20 protein-coding genes and 1 pseudogene are annotated in these 20899 nt (G+C 41.2%); 8 read left to right on the top strand and 13 right to left on the bottom strand.

The window, feature by feature from the left end:
* The first annotated feature begins 4 nt into the window (after positions 1-4).
* Together dmeF and FTV41_RS11770 are read left to right on the top strand one after the other, a co-directional pair.
* A complete protein-coding gene (gene dmeF, locus FTV41_RS11775; RefSeq protein ID WP_179996592.1) occupies positions 5-1006 on the top strand; it encodes a CDF family Co(II)/Ni(II) efflux transporter DmeF in 1002 nt (333 codons plus the stop codon).
* Between the two features lie 171 nt (positions 1007-1177).
* Entirely contained in the window at positions 1178-1825 is a 648-nt protein-coding gene (locus FTV41_RS11770; RefSeq protein WP_372238852.1) for a DsbC family protein, read from the top strand.
* Between the two features lie 174 nt (positions 1826-1999).
* On the opposite strand, the gene FTV41_RS11765 is transcribed toward FTV41_RS11770, so the two are convergent.
* The 4 genes from FTV41_RS11765 to FTV41_RS11750 all read right to left on the bottom strand — a co-directional run bounded on the left by FTV41_RS11765 (position 2000) and on the right by FTV41_RS11750 (position 5665).
* Positions 2000-2257, bottom strand: coding sequence for a GlsB/YeaQ/YmgE family stress response membrane protein (locus FTV41_RS11765; protein WP_004969785.1), 258 nt, complete (start codon positions 2255-2257; stop codon positions 2000-2002).
* 197 nt (positions 2258-2454) lie between these two features.
* Positions 2455-2982, bottom strand: a complete 528-nt coding sequence (hpt, locus tag FTV41_RS11760; protein ID WP_004969787.1) for a hypoxanthine phosphoribosyltransferase — start codon at positions 2980-2982, stop codon at positions 2455-2457.
* A 217-nt stretch (positions 2983-3199) separates the two neighbouring features.
* Positions 3200-4540, bottom strand: coding sequence for a guanine deaminase (guaD, locus tag FTV41_RS11755; RefSeq protein ID WP_179996591.1), 1341 nt, complete (start codon positions 4538-4540; stop codon positions 3200-3202).
* A gap of 159 nt (positions 4541-4699) precedes the next feature.
* Positions 4700-5665 carry a TerC family protein gene (locus FTV41_RS11750; RefSeq protein ID WP_104852786.1) on the bottom strand — a complete coding sequence of 322 codons (966 nt, stop codon included), beginning with the start codon at positions 5663-5665 and terminating at the stop codon, positions 4700-4702.
* 398 nt (positions 5666-6063) lie between these two features.
* Between FTV41_RS11750 and FTV41_RS11745 the strand changes: the two genes are divergently transcribed.
* Positions 6064-6345, top strand: a complete 282-nt coding sequence (locus FTV41_RS11745; protein ID WP_004969793.1) for a GNAT family N-acetyltransferase — start codon at positions 6064-6066, stop codon at positions 6343-6345.
* A 161-nt stretch (positions 6346-6506) separates the two neighbouring features.
* Here FTV41_RS11745 and FTV41_RS11740 read toward each other — a convergent pair whose 3' ends face one another.
* On the bottom strand, positions 6507-7592 hold the full coding sequence (locus FTV41_RS11740) for a zinc-dependent alcohol dehydrogenase family protein (protein WP_179996590.1): 1086 nt from the start codon (positions 7590-7592) through the stop codon (positions 6507-6509).
* Positions 7593-7828: 236 nt separating this feature from the next.
* Positions 7829-9199 carry a UDP-N-acetylmuramate:L-alanyl-gamma-D-glutamyl-meso-diaminopimelate ligase gene (gene mpl / locus FTV41_RS11735; protein WP_179996589.1) on the bottom strand — a complete coding sequence of 457 codons (1371 nt, stop codon included), beginning with the start codon at positions 9197-9199 and terminating at the stop codon, positions 7829-7831.
* Positions 9200-9439: 240 nt separating this feature from the next.
* Between mpl and FTV41_RS11730 the strand changes: the two genes are divergently transcribed.
* The 4 genes from FTV41_RS11730 (at position 9440) to FTV41_RS11715 (ending at position 13617) form a co-directional block, all read left to right on the top strand.
* Complete coding sequence (locus FTV41_RS11730; protein ID WP_019836196.1) at positions 9440-9781, top strand: DMT family protein; 342 nt, start codon at positions 9440-9442, stop codon at positions 9779-9781.
* Between the two features lie 223 nt (positions 9782-10004).
* On the top strand, positions 10005-10517 hold the full coding sequence (purE, locus tag FTV41_RS11725; RefSeq protein ID WP_019836195.1) for a 5-(carboxyamino)imidazole ribonucleotide mutase: 513 nt from the start codon (positions 10005-10007) through the stop codon (positions 10515-10517).
* Positions 10518-10531: 14 nt separating this feature from the next.
* Positions 10532-11653, top strand: coding sequence for a 5-(carboxyamino)imidazole ribonucleotide synthase (locus FTV41_RS11720; protein ID WP_104852791.1), 1122 nt, complete (start codon positions 10532-10534; stop codon positions 11651-11653).
* A 677-nt stretch (positions 11654-12330) separates the two neighbouring features.
* Positions 12331-13617, top strand: coding sequence for a lytic murein transglycosylase (locus FTV41_RS11715; RefSeq protein ID WP_004969803.1), 1287 nt, complete (start codon positions 12331-12333; stop codon positions 13615-13617).
* Positions 13618-13687: 70 nt separating this feature from the next.
* Here FTV41_RS11715 and FTV41_RS11710 read toward each other — a convergent pair whose 3' ends face one another.
* From FTV41_RS11710 to FTV41_RS11690, 5 genes are all read right to left on the bottom strand, one after another.
* The gene (locus tag FTV41_RS11710) at positions 13688-14065 is read right to left on the bottom strand and encodes a hypothetical protein (RefSeq protein ID WP_179996588.1); all 378 of its coding nucleotides are present in this window, start codon (positions 14063-14065) and stop codon (positions 13688-13690) included.
* 140 nt (positions 14066-14205) lie between these two features.
* Positions 14206-15120 (bottom strand): matrixin family metalloprotease, encoded by a 915-nt coding sequence (locus FTV41_RS11705; RefSeq protein WP_179996587.1) that lies wholly within the window; start codon positions 15118-15120, stop codon positions 14206-14208.
* A gap of 219 nt (positions 15121-15339) precedes the next feature.
* The gene (gene dnaK, locus FTV41_RS11700) at positions 15340-17277 is read right to left on the bottom strand and encodes a molecular chaperone DnaK (protein ID WP_154321227.1); all 1938 of its coding nucleotides are present in this window, start codon (positions 17275-17277) and stop codon (positions 15340-15342) included.
* A 121-nt stretch (positions 17278-17398) separates the two neighbouring features.
* Positions 17399-17971, bottom strand: coding sequence for a nucleotide exchange factor GrpE (gene grpE / locus FTV41_RS11695; protein WP_256732321.1), 573 nt, complete (start codon positions 17969-17971; stop codon positions 17399-17401).
* A 566-nt stretch (positions 17972-18537) separates the two neighbouring features.
* Positions 18538-19017 carry a hypothetical protein gene (locus FTV41_RS11690; RefSeq protein ID WP_179996586.1) on the bottom strand — a complete coding sequence of 160 codons (480 nt, stop codon included), beginning with the start codon at positions 19015-19017 and terminating at the stop codon, positions 18538-18540.
* A 219-nt stretch (positions 19018-19236) separates the two neighbouring features.
* On the opposite strand from FTV41_RS11690, the gene FTV41_RS11685 reads away from it, so the two are divergent.
* On the top strand, positions 19237-20310 hold the full coding sequence (locus FTV41_RS11685) for an alpha/beta hydrolase (RefSeq protein ID WP_179996585.1): 1074 nt from the start codon (positions 19237-19239) through the stop codon (positions 20308-20310).
* A 175-nt stretch (positions 20311-20485) separates the two neighbouring features.
* Here the strand turns inward: FTV41_RS11685 and FTV41_RS15085 are convergent, their stop codons facing one another.
* Positions 20486-20659, bottom strand: a complete 174-nt coding sequence (locus FTV41_RS15085) for a hypothetical protein (RefSeq protein ID WP_218945184.1) — start codon at positions 20657-20659, stop codon at positions 20486-20488.
* 122 nt (positions 20660-20781) lie between these two features.
* A pseudogene (locus tag FTV41_RS11675) lies at positions 20782-20899 on the bottom strand (IS982 family transposase); the annotation flags it as partial.

Raw genomic sequence — 20899 nt, 5'->3', positions numbered from 1 at the left:
CATTATGCGTCAGCAACACTCTCATCGTATCCATCCACATCAATTCGATCAAGGCAATCCGCTGGCGCAGAAAAAAATATTATATGCGGCTTTGCTGACGGCTGTCATGATGTTCTTGGAAATCTTGGGTGGTTGGATTTTTCATTCCATGGCTTTGCTAGCGGATGGCTGGCACATGAGCTCACACATGCTGGCGCTAGGCTTGGCTTATTTTGCCTATCGGGCAGCACGTCATTATGCAGCAGATACACGGTTTAGTTTTGGTACATGGAAAATTGAAATTTTAGCTGGCTATAGCAGCGCCATTTTATTGTTGGTGGTGGCTGCATTTATGGCAATTCACTCTATCGAGCGTTTATTTTTTCCTGTCGATATTCAGTATAACCAAGCTATCCCAATTGCAATTTTAGGGTTATTGGTCAATTTGATTTGTGCATGGTTATTACATGAAGATGATCACCATCACCATCACCATCACCATCACCATCACCATCACCATCACCATCACCATCACCATCACCATCATCATCACCATCATGAGCATACGCATGACAGCCATGACCTGAATCAAAAAGCCGCCTTTATGCATGTGGTGGCAGATGCGGTGACTTCAATTTTTGCGATTATTGCTTTAATTGCGGGTAAATATTGGGGCTGGGATTTTCTAGATGCACTGTTAGGTATTGTTGGTTCAATTTTAGTGGCGCGTTGGGCGATAGGTTTGATGCAGGAAACAGGGAAAACATTGCTGGATGCAGAAATGGATCATCCTGTGGTGGATGAAATTCGTGAAGTGATTGCAGAGTTACCAGTCAGTGTGATGATTACAGACTTGCATGTTTGGAAAGTCGGACAGGGTAAATTTTCCTGTATTTTGGCATTGGAAACCGCACACGATTTAGACGCAGATCAAGTCCGCACCGCCCTCGCCATTCATGAAGAAATTGTGCATATTTCAGTAGAAATTAATCCGCCATCAGGCTTGAATGTTCCACGTGAAACCTAAAGCGTTGCATAGCAAAAACGAGTTGTAGCAATTGCGTAATTCTGGCTTAAAAATACTGAATTCTGTGCAGCTTTCAGCTTAGAATCAGGCTAAATTTACTTTATTTAGATGAAACACATGATTAAACAATTGAGTTTAGCTGCCTTAATGGGATTATGCAGCGCCGTGAGCATGGCCGATGTTGCAACGGTTAGTAAAAATGTCAAACAACAGCATCCGCAACTGAAATTAGACAATATTCAAGCCACAGAAATGAAAGGTATTTACAGTGCCTCTATGGATGGTCAAGTGGTGTATTTGAATGAAGATGCACAACATATTTTGGCGGGTTCAATGATTCGTTTAAAGGATCAGCATAACTTAACCAAAGATTTATTGATCCAACAAAACAGTGTCGATTGGAAAAAGTTACCGTTACAAGATGCAATCAAAAGTGTGCGAGGTACGGGAAAACGTCAGATTGCGATCTTTTCTGACCCAAATTGCCCATATTGTAAACAGCTTGAGGCTGAACTGAAAAAGCTGGACAACATTACAATCTATACCTTTATTTTGCCGTTAAAAGCGCAATCTGTTGCGCCATCTAAACAGGTGTATTGTGAGAAAAACCCTGCTCTTGCTTGGGAAAACCTGATCACAAAAGCACAATTGCCTACAAGTCAAAGCAGTTGTGCCAACCCTGTGGAGCGCAACATTGTTTTAGCGCATCGTTTAGGTGTAAACGGTACGCCTGCGATTATTTTCTCGAATGGCTTTAAAGTTATGGGAGCATATCCTGCGGCACAAATTGAACAGATTTTTAAAGAATTTGGTCTTTAAGAACGGCTAATTTTTTATCTGATATTGGCAACTAAAATTGTGTAGTGTGTATCGGAGCAAACCTGAAATTTGTGATTGCGAAGTAGATATAAAAAAACCGCCTCAATTTTTAGGCGGTTTTTTTATTGAGAGAGAAGATGTTTGACTGAAAAATTACAGTCGTTAATACAGGATTTAAGCACGCGATTTTTTCATGAACGTATTATAAATAAATAGAATAATCAGCGCACCAATGATGGAGGCAATAAAGCCTGCGGCAGAACCATCACCGTACAATCCCATCATACGCCCTGCATAGGTTGCCAATAAAGACCCTGCAATCCCAAGTAAGGTGGTGACAATAAACCCTGCTTTATCATCTCCAGGATGAATCGCGCGGGCGATTAGACCTGCAATAAAACCCACCACAATTGCGACAATTAATGACCACATGAGCAGCTCCTTGTTATCTTTGTTTATGTTTTACATCATGTTTCAGACTTATCTTTGCCGAAAAATCCCAAGGAAAATAGTCGAATAATGCTACAGCATGTAGTGTTTTTGTCCTGTTAGATAGATGAAATGCAAATTTCAGCCATAAAAAAAAGTGATCTGAAACGATCACTTTTTTAAAGCGAGGCGTATTTGTTTTATAAGCCAATTTCGCCAATAAACGGAATATGACGATATTTTTGGTCATAATCCAAGCCATAACCGACAATAAACTTATCTTCAATTTCAAAGCCCATAAATTTAACTTCAAGCTCAATTTCACGGCGTGATGGCTTGCTAATTAAGGTACACAGCTCAATTGAATTTGGCTCACGGGTTTGCAAAATTTCCATCACTTTATTTAGGGTGTTGCCCGAGTCGATAATATCTTCAACCACCAAGACATCTTTACCGCGAATTTCACCATCCAAATCTTTTAAAATTTTCACATCACGCGATGACACAGTACCTCCGCCGTAGCTGGATACAGTCATAAAATCCAGTTCATGCGGCTTTTGAATGGTGCGGCATAAATCTGCCATGAATAATACAGAACCACGTAATAAGCCAATTAAAACCAACTCTTTGTCGCTATTGGCATAGTGAGCATTAATTTTTTGACCAAGTTCCTGAACTTTTGTTTGGATTTCTTCTGCAGAAATCAAAACCTGCATTTCAACTGTCATGGGTAGATACCTAAAAAGCAAAAATAAAAAAGGTGTTGACCTGCAACACCCCAAAATATACGCTAATTTTAATATATCTTGCGCGATGTTGCACGTGCTTGCATGGTTAAAATAGCATCATTTTTGTGCTGAGTGAGAATCTGAGCGTAACAACAAAGCACAACCGAGTATCAGCATTGCCCATCCGATGGGTTTTATATACGAGGATTGCGCAGGTTTAGCCACCTGCTGCTGAGTTTTGATTGGGTTGGTAGTAGGCACGTTGTCCATAAATATAGGTCGCATGAATATTACGGTCATCTGCTAAAGTAATGAGGGCAAATAATGCATCTTCAAGATGTTTGGAACGTTGTTGTCGTAAGCGTTGTAAAGCGGTGGCATTTAAATCCAGCACCACAAAATCGGCTTCTTTGCCTACCTTAAAATTCCCCAGCTTATCGTCTAAGTCCAAAGCTTTGGCAGCACCTAATGTGGCGTGATACAACGCTTCAAAAGCTGAAAGTTTCGCGCCTTGCAGTTGTTGTACTTTATAGGCTTCATTGAGGATATGCAGCACATTAAACGAGGTACCTGCGCCAATATCTGTACCTAAACCGACCTTCACCTGTCGCTCCCAAGTTTTATGTAATGGGAATAAACCGCTGCCTAAAAATAAATTGGAGCTTGGGCAAAAGGCAATTGCAGAATCGGTATGATGCAAACATTGCCACTCATGCTCTTCTAAATGCACACAATGCGCAAAAACCGAATGTGAACCTGTTAAACCATAGTGATGATAAACATCTAAATATCCATTTTGCTCTGGAAATAATTGTTTCACCCATGCAATTTCATTGTGATTTTCACTTAAATGGGTATGCACAAAAACATCGGGATATTCGGCTTTAAGTTGACCTGCCCGTGCCAGTTGTTCAGGGCTAGAAGTTGGTGCAAAACGTGGGGTAATCGCGTAGAGGTTACGCCCTTTTCCATGCCATTTCTCAATCAACGCTTTAGAGTCTGCATAGCCTGTATCTGCGCTATCACACAATGCTTCGGGCGCATGCCGATCCATCAGCACTTTGCCTGCAATTAAGCGCATTTGATGTTGTGCTGCCGCTTCAAACAACGCATCAACCGATTCAGGATGTACCGTACAAAACACCAAGGCTGTGGTGGTGCCATTTTTAAGTAATTCCTGCACAAAAAATTGTGCAATCTGATCGGCATAGGCTTTATCCGCAAATTGCAGTTCAGTTGGAAAAGTATAAGTATTTAACCATTCCAATAATTGTTCACCATACGCACCTATCATTTCGGTCTGTGGAAAATGAATATGGGTGTCGATGAAGCCAGGCACTATGAGATGATCAGGATAATGATGGAATTTAGTGTGGATATTGAGATGTGCCTGCCCTTCTTGCCATGAACCCAACCACTGAATTTTGCCTTGTTCACAAATTAACAAGCCATCCTCTATATAACGGACTTGATCTGAAATTTGATCGGCTTGGCTGACGCAGTTTTTGAAATCAAGAAAGCGACCACGAATTGCGGTGCGTTGTACAGGAGATGGCATAAATAACCTACATTTTTCATTTTTTCAAGAGATTGTACCTTAAATGTAGCTTGCAGCAGTACGATAAAATTTATCGTACGGTAAATTAAAACTTAGCGTAATGAATACAAAAAGCCTTCTCGAAAGAAGGCTTGCAACGATTATGAGGACTGTTAAATTTTATAATGTGGTTTCATGGTGTTTACGACTATGTCGAATTGATAACCACGCAGTGATTGTCAGTACGAGTACAATAAAGCCGAGTGAAATCCAGATAGGCATGTGGAATACATCTAACATCAGCATTTTAAAGCCAATAAATAGCAGAATTAAACCCAGCCCATACGGCAAATAATGCATTTTAGTGGCTGCTCCTGAGAGCAAGAAAAACATGGCACGTAAGCCCAAAATAGCCATAAGATTTGCGGTGAGTACAATAAAGGGATCGGTGGTCACGGCAAAAATTGCAGGGATAGAATCCACGGCAAAAATAACGTCAGATGCTTCGACCAAAATTAAAACTAAAAATAATGGCGTTGCCCAAAGTACACCATTTTGGCGCACAAAAAACTGATCTTTTTCCAGTGTTGGGGTAATACGCATGTGTTTGCGTAGCCATTTCAACAACGCCATATCTTCAATATTGCTGGCTTCTTGCTCTGGACCTTTTAAGAATTTAAAGCCTGTGTAGACCAAAAATGCGCCAAAAATATACAAAATCCAGGAGAATTCTTGTACAAACCAAGCTCCAATAAAAATAAAAATGGTTCTGAGAATAATTGCGCCCAGTACGCCGTAGAGTAAAATTTTACGCTGTAAGCCCGGTGGGATGGCGAATGCGGCGAAGATCATCAACCAAACGAATACATTATCAATCGCCAGTGATTTTTCCAGCAAATAACCCGCAAAGTATTCCATGACTTTGGTGTTGGCGACTTCTAGCCCAACGCTGTGTTTAAGATACAGCCATAAACCGCCACCAAATAAAGCTGCCACACTGACCCAGGCGATACTCCAATACGCAGCGGTTTTGACTTTGACCGATTCGCCTGCTTTTTGTTTAAAGCCTAAGAAGTCAATGGCGAGCATGACTGCAACAATTGCAAAAAAGACCAGATATAGCCATAAATTGCCGATGGATTCCATACAATCTCCACATCCAACAACTGGCCACAAAAAAACCTTGACCTGTTGTCAGATGATTTCAAACATCTGTAACAACATGATCAAGGTCTTGCCTACATAGAGCGGACTTGTATCAACAAGTATGTGCACTATGCTCAGCGTCCGACTTTTTGCAAAGTGTAATGACGAAACGCTGACACGTTAAAGTTATATTTTAACGCTTGGAGGAGGCTACTCCCCTTGTTCAACATAATTTGGGATTAGGACGCTGCCTAAATCTGCGTAAAGAATTACATAATTTTAAGTGTTGTGCAATTTATTCTGTATGGTAAATCACTTTAATTTGTACAAATTCAGCACAATATTTCGTAAAGAGTGTGGCAAATTGAAAAAATAGATTTAGTTTGATAGGTGGACTTATGCAAATTCAACATCAAGAAACCCAACGCGGTGGCGAGTTTTTTATTGAACGAGATGGTCGGCATATCGCTGAAATTACTTATCAATATCAAGATGATCACACTATTTTAGCAGATCACACTTGGGTCGATCTGACATTACGAGGTCAAGGGGTTGCCCGTCAGCTATTAGATATTTTGGTCGCCTTTGCACGTGAAAAGCAGCTAAAAATTGTACCCGTGTGCTCTTATATTGAGACGGCTTTTGAAACAGATACACAATATGCTGATGTCGTGGCTTAAAAGTCTTTCTACGTTGAAATAATCTAATGTGTTGGTATTAAAACAGCATGCAGACTTCGTCTGTCGTGCAGTCTAAAATTTTCTTGAAAATATTATAAAAGCCCAAAAAAGCCAATCCACAGCGCGTAGATTGGCTTTTTTGTAACATAGTTAAGCCAAGATTATTCGTAATTAATCATCACTTTCATGGCATTTTCATCTGAAGCATGTTTAAACACATCATAGGCTTTTTCAAATTCAGAGAATTTAAAATGGTGCGTTGCCAGTTTTTCTAAAGGTAATTTGCCTGAACAGCAGGTTTTTAACAGCATACCTGTCGTATTGGTATTCACCAAACCCGTAGTGATGGTCAGGTTTTTAATCCAGAGTTTGTTTAACTCAAAATTTACCGACTTACCATGTACGCCCACATTGGCAATATGTCCGCCCTCTTTCACGACATTTTGGCAAATATCCCAAGTGGCTTCGACACCTACAGCTTCCATGGCACAGTCTACCCCGCGACCACCTGTAATCTCTAAAATACGTTGTACCGCATCTTCTTTGGCAGAGTTAATGGTATGGGTTGCACCCAACTCTTTTGCCATCGCCAAGCGGTTATCGTCCATATCGACTGCGATAATTTGTGCAGGAGAATAGAACTGTGCGGTAAGCAGACAACCCATGCCAATTGGATCTGTACCCACAATTGCAATGGTATCACCAGGTTTAACATTGCCGTATTGCACACCAATTTCATGTGAAGTTGGCAATACATCAGACAAGAAAACCGCGACTTCTTCATTTAAACCTTCAGGTAGCAAATATAAAGAAGTGTCTGCAAATGGAGTACGGACATATTCTGCATGAGTACCATCAATCATATATCCCATGATCCAGCCACCTTCGTTTTGGCAGTGTGCATAGAGTTGTTTTTGACAGTTTTCACAAGTACCACAACGGCTGACACAAGAAATAATCACCTTGTCGCCTTTTTTGAAATTTTTGACTGCCGAACCGACTTCTTCAACAATCCCGATGCCTTCGTGACCTAAAATACGGCCATCAAATTGCCCTGTCTTGGCAACTGCAGTGTCTTGAATTTCTGGGTTTTTACCTTTCCAAATACCTAAGTCAGTACCGCAAATGGTAGTTTTGGTGAGACGAATCACGGCATCTGTTGGTTGTAAAATTTCTGGACGTGGGCGTTCTTCAAAACGAATATCATTGGCGCCGTGGTAGACCATGGCTTTCATTGTTTTTGACATTGTGACCATCCTTCTTAGTAATAATGATGAAAGACATCCAGCAGCCAACCTGTAGCAACCGTCATGCTCGCAGGATGTAATCTTTTTAAAGTAACAGGTCAAGATGACAAGTTCATGAGCAGTATTGTTACTTTTAATAATTATAATATATAAATTTATAATTAATATAAAAATCCCCTATTTTTTGCCAAAAACAGGGGTTTTTTTGCAAGAGTTTTAAATCGATTTAAGTGATTTTAAGCCGTGTGTTGCAAAGCCTGAATGAGTTTTTGATGTAAACCACCAAATCCACCATTTGACATAATGACCACAGCATCGCCCTCACCTGCTTGGCTCACGATGTTTTGAATAATTTCATCCAAAGTATTGGCCACCACTGCATGATTGCGAGCAGCCGCAACCACAGGCTGCAAATCCCAGTCTAGACCTTCAGGTTGATACCAAATCACAGCATCCGCCAAACGTGCCGAATCCGCCAAGCCTTCTTTATGACTGCCCATGCGCATGGTGTTGGAACGTGGCTCAATAATCGCCCAAAGCTTACGTTCACCCAAACGCTTACGTGCGCCGTCCAGTGTGGTTTCAATTGCGGTTGGATGGTGGGCAAAGTCATCATAGACTTCAATGCCGCGTATGGTGTCTAATAACTCCATACGGCGTTTCACCCCACCAAAATTGGACAGTGCTGTACATGCGGTTTCGATTGCAACCCCAACATGCTCTGCTGCGGCGATGGTTGCTAAGGCATTGGCGACACTGTGTTGCCCTGTCATATTCCAGCGCACTTCACCTTGTAGCACACCATTTTTCAGGACTTTAAAATGTGAACCATCTGCTGCAAGTTGTTCGGCATATAGTTCCGCTTGTGGGTCTGCATTGAGCGAAGTACGTAGCACAGGTGTCCAACAGCCCATTTCTAACACTTCATCAATATGGGTTTCTGTAATTGGGGCAATAATGCGCCCTTCACTTGGGATGGTACGCACCAAATGATGGAATTGTTTTTGAATTGCGGCCAAATCATCAAAAATATCGGCATGGTCAAATTCAAGGTTATTTAAAATGGCGGTTTTAGGATGGTAATGTACGAACTTGGAGCGTTTATCAAAAAACGCAGAGTCGTATTCATCGGCTTCGACACAGAAATACTTGCCTGCACCCAAACGTGCACTTTCACTAAAGCCTAAAGGAACGCCGCCAATTAAAAAGCCCGGTTCTAAGCCTGCCTGATCCAATACCCACGCCAACATGGTGGTGGTGGTGGTTTTGCCGTGCGTGCCTGCAACGCCCAGTACGTGTTTTCCTTGCAAGACATGATCGGCCAAAAATTGCGGGCCAGAAATATACGGCAAACCAGCATTCAGCATATATTCAACCGCATCAATCCCACGTTTCATGGCATTGCCCACAATCACTAAATCAGGATGCGGTTGTAAATGGCTGCGGTCATAACCTTGCATTAAGGTAATGCCTGCATTTTCCAGTTGAGTCGACATCGGTGGATAGACGTTTTGGTCTGAACCTGTGACGGTATGTCCTAAATCGCGGGCCAAAAGTGCCAAAGAGCCCATAAATGTGCCACAAATACCCAAAATATGCAGATGCATTCCGCCTTACTCCACTGCTTTTATAGACACATCACGTATTTTTGTGCTGTTGTCGTGATTAATTTGATTTGAAGCAACGATAGCAAGGGTTTTGGCGAAAAGATAGTGATTCTTGTATCTCATTTCAGGGATTTTTCTGAGCTGAATCTGCGCCAAAGGATGTAAAAAATTGCTGCTCTTGCATTTTTTATGGCAAATAGCTCGTAAAATAAAACTGAATTTTTAAGATAGTACGACACAATGTCTTCAGCACTTTTACTTTTGGTGATTGCAAACTGTTTTATGACCTTGGCGTGGTATGGTCATCTCAAGTTTTTACCACATGATGCGCCGCTGTGGCAGGCAATTTTATTCAGTTGGGTGATCGCCCTATTTGAATACAGTTTGATGATTCCTGCTACCCGTTTGCTGGCGCAGCATGGCTGGGCGGTAGGTCAAATGAAAATTACCCAAGAAGTTGTGACTTTATTGGTGTTTGTACCGTTTATGATTTTTCTGTTTAAGCAACCTTTTAAACTGGATTATTTATGGGCAGCCTTATGTTTATGTGGTTGCGTGTATTTTGTATTTCGTGCGCCTTAAAGACGAGTTTTAGCTCGCTTGAATAGCTTTAGGTTCACCTATTTTGTTTAACTGTTTTCAATTCTTTAAAATAACCCGATAAAAATAATCAAAAAAGTCGGTTGAGTCGCCGTGTTCAATTTTAACAAGTCGAAAAATCAGTCTATAATGTGGAGTTCTTATTCAAGCTTGGCTTTCTCGCCTGAATTTCTCTTTCCTTAGTTTCGTTTCTGGAATATTTGTAATGAACGCGGCCGCTGCACAAGACGCTCCTCTCGTTGGAATTATCATGGGTTCTCAATCGGATTGGGCAACTCTCGAACACACTGCCAATATGCTGAAGCAGCTTGGTGTCCCATTTGAAGCGGAAGTCGTTTCTGCACACCGTACCCCAGATCGCTTATTTGAATATGCTGAACAAGCGCGTGATCGTGGCATTCAGGTGATTATTGCAGGCGCTGGTGGTGCCGCACACTTACCAGGTATGTGTGCAGCTAAAACTGATTTACCTGTTTTAGGTGTGCCAGTGAAATCTTCAATTTTAAATGGTGTCGATTCATTACTTTCAATTGTGCAAATGCCTGCAGGTATTGCCGTAGGTACATTGGCGATTGGTCCTGCGGGAGCAACCAATGCGGCAATTATGGCAGCCCAAATTTTAGGTTTAACCCGTCCAGAAATTGCACAAAATGTTGCCAATTTCCGTGCCGCGCAAACTGAGAAAGTTTCAAGCAACAATATTCCAGGTCAGGCTTAAGCGGGACAATTACTATGGATAAGACCATCGGTATTTTTGGTGGCGGTCAATTGGGTCGCATGATGGCACAAGCGGCTTTACCCTTAAATATTCAATGTACCTTTTTTGAAGCCAGTCCAGATTGCCCAGCGGCAACCTTGGGTCAGGTTTTTGCCAGCAAAAGCGAAAATAGCCTACAAGATTTTATACACAGTGCCGATGTATTCAGCCTTGAGTTTGAAAATACTCCGTTGGCTGATGTTGATGTATTGATTAAGCACAAAGACTTGCATCCACCACGTCAGGCTTTGGCAATTGCCCAAAACCGCTTGCTGGAAAAAGGCTTATTTGATGAATTGGCGATTCCTGTTGCGCCGTACCAAGCCGTCAACTCGCTGGAAAGTTTACAGGCTGCTGTAGCTGAACTCGGTCTGCCAATTGTGCTAAAAACCGCAACAGGCGGCTATGATGGCAAAGGTCAGTTTGTACTGCGCAGTGCAGATCAGATTGAACAAGCATGGGCAGAACTTGGCCCTGCAGGCAGCTTGATCGCAGAAAGTTTTGTTACTTTTTCACGTGAAGTATCTATTATTGCGGTGCGTGGTCAAAATGGTGAAGTAAAAACTTGGCCATTGGCAGAAAACCATCATCACAACGGTATTTTATCGCATTCGATTGTACCAGCACCAAACAGCGCAGACTTACAGCCTGTGGCGCAAGACTACATCACTCGCCTGCTCAATCACTTAAATTATGTTGGTGTATTAACGCTAGAGCTATTTGTCACTGACAAGGGCTTGTATGCCAACGAGATGGCACCTCGTGTGCATAATTCAGGTCACTGGTCAATTGAAGGCGCGGTGTGTTCGCAGTTTGAGAACCATATTCGTGCTGTAGCAGGTTTACCGTTAGGCTCAACTGAAGTGGTACGTCCAACGGTGATGGTCAATATTATTGGTCAGCATCCCAAAACTGAAGATGTGTTGGCATTGAATGGTGCACATTTGCATTTGTACAATAAAACTGAGCGTGAAGGTCGTAAAATTGGGCATATTACTTTAATGCCGAATGATGCTGCTGAGTTGACAGATTTATGCCGCCAATTGGCAAAAATTTTGCCAAATCCATTGGCGCTCAGTGCTGATATGAGCTTGTAAATTTAAAAATGACACCAAAGCGCTCATCACGATGAGCGCTTTTTTATACTTTCACGTTTTTATTCTGCCTATTTTTAAGGTGTTCTACCGTTAATCTGTCTAGGATTGACGCTGTAATTTTAGGTTGATTAAGATAGATCAGGCTGAATAAGCAACCATCACCGTAGCAAAGCAATACTTAAAATAAAAATGCGCACAAGTCTGATGGGAAACAGATGATAATTATGAATTCAAAACTTTAAATTCAAATAGCGCGTTTTAAATTTAAAGCGATGCTTCAACTTTGAATTTAAATATCAGAAATGAATTTAAAGATAGATCTGCAGTTTTGAATTTAAATAAAGTAGCGGCTCTTTTGATCTTTAAATTTAAAAAGCTACTTTTAAATTCAAAGCAATACATCGTAAATATGCAGTGAATGTCGTGTTTTGTGGGTAACTTGGGTTGGTTTAATTTGAATTTAAACTTTTAAATTTAAAAGTCTTATCATGTGTTGTGATTTTGAATTTAAAAATGTGAGATGCTGTACTTGTGGATAAGTGTTTTAAATTTAAAACGAGAAAATGAATTTAAAACTGTTTAAATGAATTTAAAGTTACAGATTTTCATCTGATCTCTGTGGCTGAAGGTGTTATGGTAAAGCCAAGATTTAAATTCAAAACACATCAAAGGGTATTATGCATCGTTTCGCTGTGATTTTTGCGACAGCTGCAATGGCAGCTACTCAGGTTCAGGCAGAACTAATTATCAATGGAAAATCTGTCACCGTAACACCAACGGTCAGTACATCTGCAAATTTTCAACCACAAAACCATTTTCAAAGTTGTTTGGCCAATTTACGCAGCCAAGCCATTGCCAAAGGGGTGAGTGGTAGCAGTTATGATCGCTATACTCAAAATCTCAGTCCAGATTATTCAGTCATTGAGCGTTTAAATTACCAACCTGAATTTTCTACGCCAATCTGGGATTATCTCTCAGGCTTGGTCGATGATGAGCGCGTGCAGGCAGGACAGCAGAAATTGGCACAGCACCGTGATGTGCTCAATCGTGTTGCAGCAGCCTATGGCGTACCTGCAGAAACCGTAGTGGCGGTTTGGGGTGTAGAAAGTAACTTTGGTGCGATTTCAGGATCCTATCCATTATTGCAAGCGCTAGGTACCTTGAGCTGTGAAGGACGCCGTCAAAGCTATTTCCGAGGTGAGTTTTTTACCACCATGCGTTTATTGCAACGTGGTGATGTCACTGAATCACAATTAAAAGGCTCATGGGCAGGGGCGTTTGGGCATACTCAGTTTATGCCATCGACCTATGATGAGTTGGCGGTCGATTTTGATGGTGATGGTCGCCGTGACTTAGTATCTAGTATTCCAGATGCTTTGGCTTCCACCGCTAACTTTTTAAAACGTCGCGGCTGGCAAACAGGGCAGCCGTGGGGCTTTGAAGTCAAAGTGCCTGCAGGCATGTCTTTGAGTGGTGAAGGGCGACGCAATAAAAAATCCCTCAGCAGTTGGGTTAATCGTGGGTTGACTCGTGCAGATGGTTCGGCATTAATTCAGGGCAATTTATCGGGCAGTAGTCAGGCAGGCTTGATGGCACCTGCAGGTGCGAATGGCCCTGTATTCTTAGTGTTTAGAAACTTCGATGCCATTTATAGCTATAACGCAGCAGAAAGTTATGCCTTAGCGATTGCGCATTTATCAGATCGTTTAATGGGGCAGTCTGCATTCCGCACCGCTTGGCCAACCGATGATGCAGGTACATCCCGCGCAGAACGCCGTGAAATTCAACGCTTTTTGTTAAGCCGTGGTTATGACATTGGTGAAGTGGATGGTTTAATTGGCGACAAAACCCGTCAAGCGATTCGTCAGGAACAGACTCGACTCGGCTTGGCTGCAACAGGTCGGGCAGGGCAGCAAATTTTAAGAGCGTTTCGTAATGAAGCGGCCAAACAAATGATGCAATAAGTTGTTGTGATTGCATTAAAAAGGTCTGCAAATGTGCAGACCTTTTTAATTTTTGTCTTAAAACAGGGGATTAAGGTTCAATTTTCACTGCTTCAAGCAAATCAAAAATCACAGTCGTGACATCTTGGCTTAATTCTTTGTTATTAAAAATTTCATAAGCTGAAATGGTGATGTCGGTATCACTTGGCAGCAAACGCTGTTCTTCTTCAATCAGGTGTTCAATTGGTAATAAGGTCTGTCTAACCTCAAGATGCAAAATATCTTTGTATTCAATATATTCATCTTCAAGTTCAATCACTTGCTCATTAAAATACGGCAATAAAATCGAGTGGAGACAAGGTTGAAGCTCAACAATATCAAAAATTTCGATATCACGGCTTTGTTCAATCGTGCTGATGTGGTCATTTACTTCAATCAGGATATGGTAGTAACTCACATGAATCTCCACAGATCATTCAGGGTTATACAGAGCCTTCACAATAACATGAAATGAGTAAATTTGCTGCCTTTGCACGTGTAATGGATATGCAACTATCGTACAGGGTGAGGGGAGTTTTGTGTTTTAGTCACTTCAGTTTGCCAGATTGCTCAATGCCGTGCATGGAGTAAATCGAGATCGGCAGGGCGCAGTTGGAAATTCTGCAACTGCTGATCTTTTAGCATTGGATACATTAAGGCATAAGGGTCGTTATGGTGTGCTAAACCCAAAGCATGACCAAATTCATGCGCCAAAGTTAGACGTAAATCATCTTTAGATTGAAACTCATAAATCCGAATGGCCTGACCATCAAAGCTGCCTTTATCAAATAAACGTGGTTGAAAACGTGCATTAAATTGCTGGATGGATACATCAATGTCTTGATTAAGTTGATTGAGGGCATCGACTTGTTGATTGAGCTGGTTAATTTGCTGATTAAATTGCGCTATTTCGTGTTCTAAACTCCACATGTGTTGCTGGATTTCTTGTTTTTTGGCTGCAAAAATTTCCTGTTGCGAAGGATGTAGCCCACCACTTTGGTTAATTTGCTGTACTTGACGATTGTATTGTTCAAGTTGTTGTTCAAATAGCATTTTTTTTGCATCAAGTTGTTGATTTTTATCTTCAATTTCTTGTTTTAGTGCTTGAATATTTTGGTTTTGATTGTTCCAGTGTTGTTGGCGTTGTTCAATGGCTGTAAGTTGTTGTTGGCGTTGGTTTGATTCATCTTGACGTTGATCATAAATCAAGTGAATGGCGAGCTTGGCGTTCGGGTCATATACAAAATAATCTTGTCCCGTCCCTTGTTTCCAAATATGGGTGGCTTCCTGACTCAGTTGTAGTAAATCGGCATGGCTTAAGCCAAAACGCGGATCGACTTCAGCAATACGATAACGTAAGCGAGTATCTAAAGGATGTTTTAAATGATCTAGTGCAGTATTGTGTCGTGTATGAGGATGTTGAATATTTTGATAAATCAGCAAGATAGAAAACAGTATGATTGCACCCAATAGAAACAAACGCATTGCTAGCGGCATCCTTTTTTGGGTTTACTGTAGCCGAAAGTAGGGCAGAAACTCAATCTATTTGCAGTTAGAGCATCATTTTATCTATTGTACTCGGTTGAGCGTCCAATTGTCTGTGCTCTTTCATTTAAATCTTGAAGTCAGTGTATGGATATCGAAAAGAAAAACCGCGCTGCAATTGCTTGCAGCGCGGTTTTTGATGTGCGTTAAAGCGACAAATTATTTTTTATCATCTTTGACTTCAGTGAATTCAGCATCCACAACGCCATCATCGGCTTTTTGTTGACCTGCGTCACCGCCAAATGCATTTGGGTCGAAACCTTGTGCACCGCCTTGACCTTGTGCAGCTTCATACGCACGTTGCGTAATTGGCATGATGATGTTTTGCAATGCTTCAGTTTTTGCTTTGATTGCATCTACATCATTTTCTTTGGTTGTCGCTTCAAGCTCAGTGACTGCAGTTTCAATCGCAGTTTTTTCATCGGCAGTCACTTGTTCACCAAGGTCTTTTACTGCTTTTTGAGCAGAAGAAACTAAAGCATCCGCTTCGTTACGTGCTTTTGCAAGTTCTTCAAACTTACGGTCTTCTTCAGCATTTGCTTCAGCATCTTTAATCATCGCTTCAATTTCAGCATCGCTCAAACCAGAGTTTGCTTTAATTTGAATCGATTGTTCTTTGCCTGTGCTCTTGTCTTTTGCAGACACTTTCAAGATACCGTCAGCGTTAATGTCGAACGAAACTTCAATTTGTGGCACACCGCGTGGCGCTGGTGGAATGTCACCTAATTGGAAGTTACCCAACAATTTGTTTTGTTGAGCCATTTTACGCTCACCTTGGTAAACTGAAATGTCTACTGCAGGCTGGTTGTCTGCCGCTGTTGAGAACACTTGAGATTTCTTCGCAGGAATCGTGGTGTTTTTCTCAATGATTGGCGTCAACACGCCACCCATAGTTTCAATACCAAGCGTTAACGGAGTTACGTCTAGAAGCAATACGTCAGTTTTGTCACCAGACAATACGGCACCCTGAATTGCTGCACCAATTGCAACAGCTTCGTCTGGGTTTACGTCTTTACGTGGCTCTTTGCCAAAGAATTCTTGTACTTTTTGTTGTACAAGTGGCATACGTGATTGACCACCCACCAAAATCACGTCAGAGATGTCAGAAGTTGAAAGTCCTGCATCTTGTAGCGCAACTTTACATGGCTCAATGGTACGAGCGACTAAATCAGCAACCAAACCTTCAAGTTTGGCGCGAGTCACGTTCATCACCAAGTGCTTCGGACCTGTTGCGTCTGCAGTGATATATGGCAAGTTGATTTCAGTCGCATTTGAAGATGAAAGCTCGATTTTTGCTTTCTCAGCCGCTTCTTTCAGACGTTGTAATGCCAATGGATCTTGTTTCAAGTTGAAGTTTTGCTCTTTTTTGAACTCTTCAACCAAGTATTCGATCAAGGCATTGTCAAAGTCTTCACCACCAAGGAAGGTATCACCGTTGGTTGATAACACTTCAATTTGTTGGTCGCCATCAAGGTCTGCAATTTCAATGATCGATACGTCAAAAGTACCACCACCCAAGTCATATACAGCAACTTTACGGTCGCCTTCTTTCTTGTCCATACCAAATGCAAGCGCAGCAGCAGTTGGTTCGTTGATGATACGTTTAACTTCTAAGCCTGCAATTTTACCCGCATCTTTGGTTGCTTGGCGCTGTGCATCGTTAAAGTACGCAGGTACAGTAATCACGGCTTCAGTAACTGTTTCGCCCAAATAATCTTCGGCAGTCTTTTTCATCTTTTTCAAAGTTTCTGCAGAAATTTGCTGTGGTGCAAGTTTCTTGTCATTCACTTCAACCCAAGCATCGCCATTGTCTGCTTTGATGATTTTGTAAGGCACAAGACCAATGTCTTTTTGTACCGCTTGGTCTTCATAACGACGACCAATCAAACGCTTAATTGCGAATAATGTGTTTTTCGGGTTAGTTACAGCCTGACGCTTTGCAGATTGACCTACAAGAATTTCGCCATCTTTATAAGCAATAATAGATGGAGTTGTACGTGCGCCTTCTGCGTTTTCAATTACTTTAACTTTGTCGCCTTCAAGTACCGCTACACATGAGTTAGTTGTACCTAAGTCAATACCAATGATTTTAGCCATTTGGATGTTTCCTCAAAAATTCTTTTGCAATGTTTTCACTTGTTATTCGATATGAGAGCCAATCAAAATTTTTCAAGTTGTTTAGATGAAAATTTTTTATCAACTCTCGATTTTATAAGGCTTAAGCGCCAACCATCACCATTGCAGGGCGGAGTAAGCGACCATGTAAGGTGTAGCCTTTTTGTAATACGTTGCCAATTTCATTGGCTTTTGCATTTGGATCAATCCCTACGGCTTGATGCAGGTCTGCATTGAAACCATTGGCTGTATCAATCACCACCACACCAAACTTTTCTAAAGTGGTCAGTAATGATTTCAAGGTCAGTTCCACACCTTCAGACAAGGCAGTTTTTTCATCACCATTGGCGGCAATAGCACGCTCAAGGTTGTCTACAGAATCCAATAATTCTTTAGCAAACTTTTCTAAAGCAAACTTTTTAGCTGTATCTGCTTCACGTTCTAAACGCTCTTTGGTTTTTTCCGCTTCGTAAACTGCATTGGCAGTACGTGCTTTTTCCAATTTTAGGTTTTCTTCAAGTTTGCTCAGTTGTTCTTGTAAAGACTCAACGGAAACTTCTGCTTGCTCAGTATCTTGCGCTGTTTGTTGTTCCGTCTGCTCTTGCTCAAGGTCTTGAGTTTGTTCGTTCTGCTCAGTTGCCATTGATTTACTCCGTTTAAATGGGTTTTTAAACATGTACAGTCCTTTGGCGTCAGTGCTAACTGCGTTATTGCTGAACTGCCATGGTTAGAGAAGTTCGTAATTAGCTAAGAAATCGGGGCAGGGCAGGCAAAATTCAAGCGTGCCAGTAGATTAATTTTCATTGCCATGAAATTTGGTCAAAACAATACATTTTGAATCAAGATGTCGGCGGATGAATGAAGCAAATTAAACTTTGAAACTTATAATATTTTTTTGTTTAAAAAAGTATGGTAATAGGGAGCTGATTATTCAGCTAAACCAGTGCTTTTATTACGGAGATAGCTAAAAACACTGTTTTATCAACAGGATTCGACTGGGTGTTTGTTCACTATATTGTGCATGCGTATGATTAGAGTTTTTAAGTTTTGGTTGATTAATCGCTAAAACAGCTTAATCGAGAGTAATTATATATTTTACACAAAACCTAACACTGCTTATTCTTTGCGCATAGATGCTATATCGCTGTAGTTTCTTGTGTATTGCTAAATGTGTTTTCGGGGCTTATCTAACTTCTGAATAAGCCCTTTTTTTACCTCATTTGTTTTGCTTTGCTGCAAGACTCAATCACGATCACGTCGTTGTTCACGGTCTTTACGGTTTTCCTGCCAGCGCTTTTGTTGTGCATCACGTTGTTGTTGCCAGCGTTTACGTGCTTCCTCACGCTTTTTTTGTTCAGCTTCAATTTGCTGCTTACGCTTTTGCTCAAGCTGTTTACGCTGCTGTTCCGATAAGCGTTTACGCTGCTCTGCTAAACGTTGTCGCTCTTGTTCATAGCGTTGTTGCTGTAATTGCTGTTGTCGTTTTTGTTCCCATTCACGACGTTCTAGTTCACGTTTACGACGCTCTAACTCAACCCGATTTTTACCTTGTTGATATTCCCAACGCTGACGATCATAGTCATAACGTCGATCATCATAATCATGGCGACGTTCATAACGAGGATCATAACGGCCATCGTAGTAACCATCTTCAGGAAATGCGACACAACCTACAGCTAAAAAAGCAGTCGCACATGAAAGTAAGATTAATTTTTTAGTCATGCTCTCCCTCCTGAGCCGATGAAGTGAATTTGTCTGAAACATCAAACATAGACAGCAAGAGTGTCAATGACAATGTCATAAAAGCAGGGTAGCGTATAGGTAATTTGAATGTGTATAACGATTGAAGCACTTTTATAACAAAATGGTCACTTTGATGTTGATCATGAAGAAATTATGAAGCATGAGGTAATTCATGCAGATATATAAAAAGGAATAGGCATGCAAATTTTGAATACTTCTCTCAAAAATAAATTGCACAAAGGACAAGGTGCTGCTGCACGTGCATTAAATAAGTTACCAAGTCGAGTACATCATACTTTGGCTCAAGCTTTGGGTTATCCGTATCATTACCCAGACCTTGATCCATTTATTAAATGCATGATGGCGGCACAATTAAAACAAGGGAAAATAGGTTTTATTGGTGCTGACCCTGTGCAGTCTAGACAGGCATTTGATCGACAAATGCAATCAATTCTGAGTACTCCAACTGCGGTCAAACGAGTCGAAGAAATCCGTTTAAACTTGACCAGTGGCAATATTGCAGCGCGTTATTATCATCCTGCACCACATAAAAAATTGCCTTTAATTGTGTTTTATCATGGTGGTGGGTTTGTAGTGGGTGGTTTAGACAGCCATGACGAATTTTGTCGCTTAATGGCTGTACATGCCCATGCACAAGTATTGAGTGTGGAATATCCACTCGCGCCTGAAGCCAGCCCACAGCAGATTATTCAAGTCTGTGAAGATGCTTTAGCATGGGCATATCAACATCGTCGCGAAATGAAAATTTTAAAAAATCGCATAGCGGTGGCAGGCGATAGTGCAGGTGGCAATATTGCTGCGGTAGTTGCACAGCGTAGTGCTCAATCAGCTTATGCACCTAACGCCCAATTTTTAATTTATCCAGCCTTGGATTTTAAGAGCCGCCATCCTTCATTCTTTGCTTATAAAGATGGTTTGGTACTGACAGGTCAAGATATTGATTTTGTCACCCAGCACTATGTCACGGAGCATCAGGTCGCTTTGGATGATCCGATTATTTCTCCGACTTTTGGGAAGTTGAAAAAACTGGCACCTGCCTTTGTGGTCACAGCAGGACATGATGTTTTGCATGATGAAGCTGAAATTTATGCGCATAAATTGCGTCAAAATCAGGTCACGGTTAAATATGTAGAATATTTAGATCAAACACATGGTTTTATTAGTATGACCTTTGTTTCGCGTCGTGCCAAAAAAATCAGCATTGAATTGTGCAAAAATTTTAGAAAATTTTGGGATCGACCACGTAGCTAAATCTTGGGCTGTCTTGTTAATCTGTTTCACGTGGAACAATTAAACGAGAGTGACGAATTTTGCTTCGAGAAAAGTCAGTTCGAACTCGGGCACGTAAAAACCGTTGATGAAGCGTGCCTGATTAAAATCAGGAAAAAATTTGGGGTCGATTGCCAAGACGTGTGTTTGAGTGGGATTAATCTGCCGCGAAAGAAGGATTAAATTGATAGGATTTCCCTTGCCATATTTGCTGAATTTTTAAAAGCGGAGCAGGGATGTAACGACTATTAATATCAAAGCCGTGTTGCTTATTACATTTTTCAAGTTGAATGGCGAGTTGTAAATCTACGTGTTGTATTTTGCAACTCATCTGTCGATCTTGAATATCCCAATCAAAGCTTACCAGTTTTTTTAAATGTCCTAAGGCTGTTGTTTGTGTTGCACAGAAGACTCGGTTGAAACGAAAATTTTAGGAATAGTAGATAACCCCAGTTACGGATAAGCCAAAGATTTAATCACATGAATTTTAGGCTTATTCTTTTGGCAAAGTTGATACGCACATAGTGAAGAAAATACGCCTGCTAAAAAACCAGCAATCGAACGATGTTTA

Source organism: Acinetobacter sp. YH16051 (genome assembly GCF_013417135.1).
GTDB classification, from domain to species: Bacteria; Pseudomonadota; Gammaproteobacteria; order Pseudomonadales; family Moraxellaceae; genus Acinetobacter; species Acinetobacter towneri.
The sequence above is the reverse complement of the archived record's forward strand: the minus strand, read 5'-3'. Positions and strand labels throughout refer to the sequence as shown.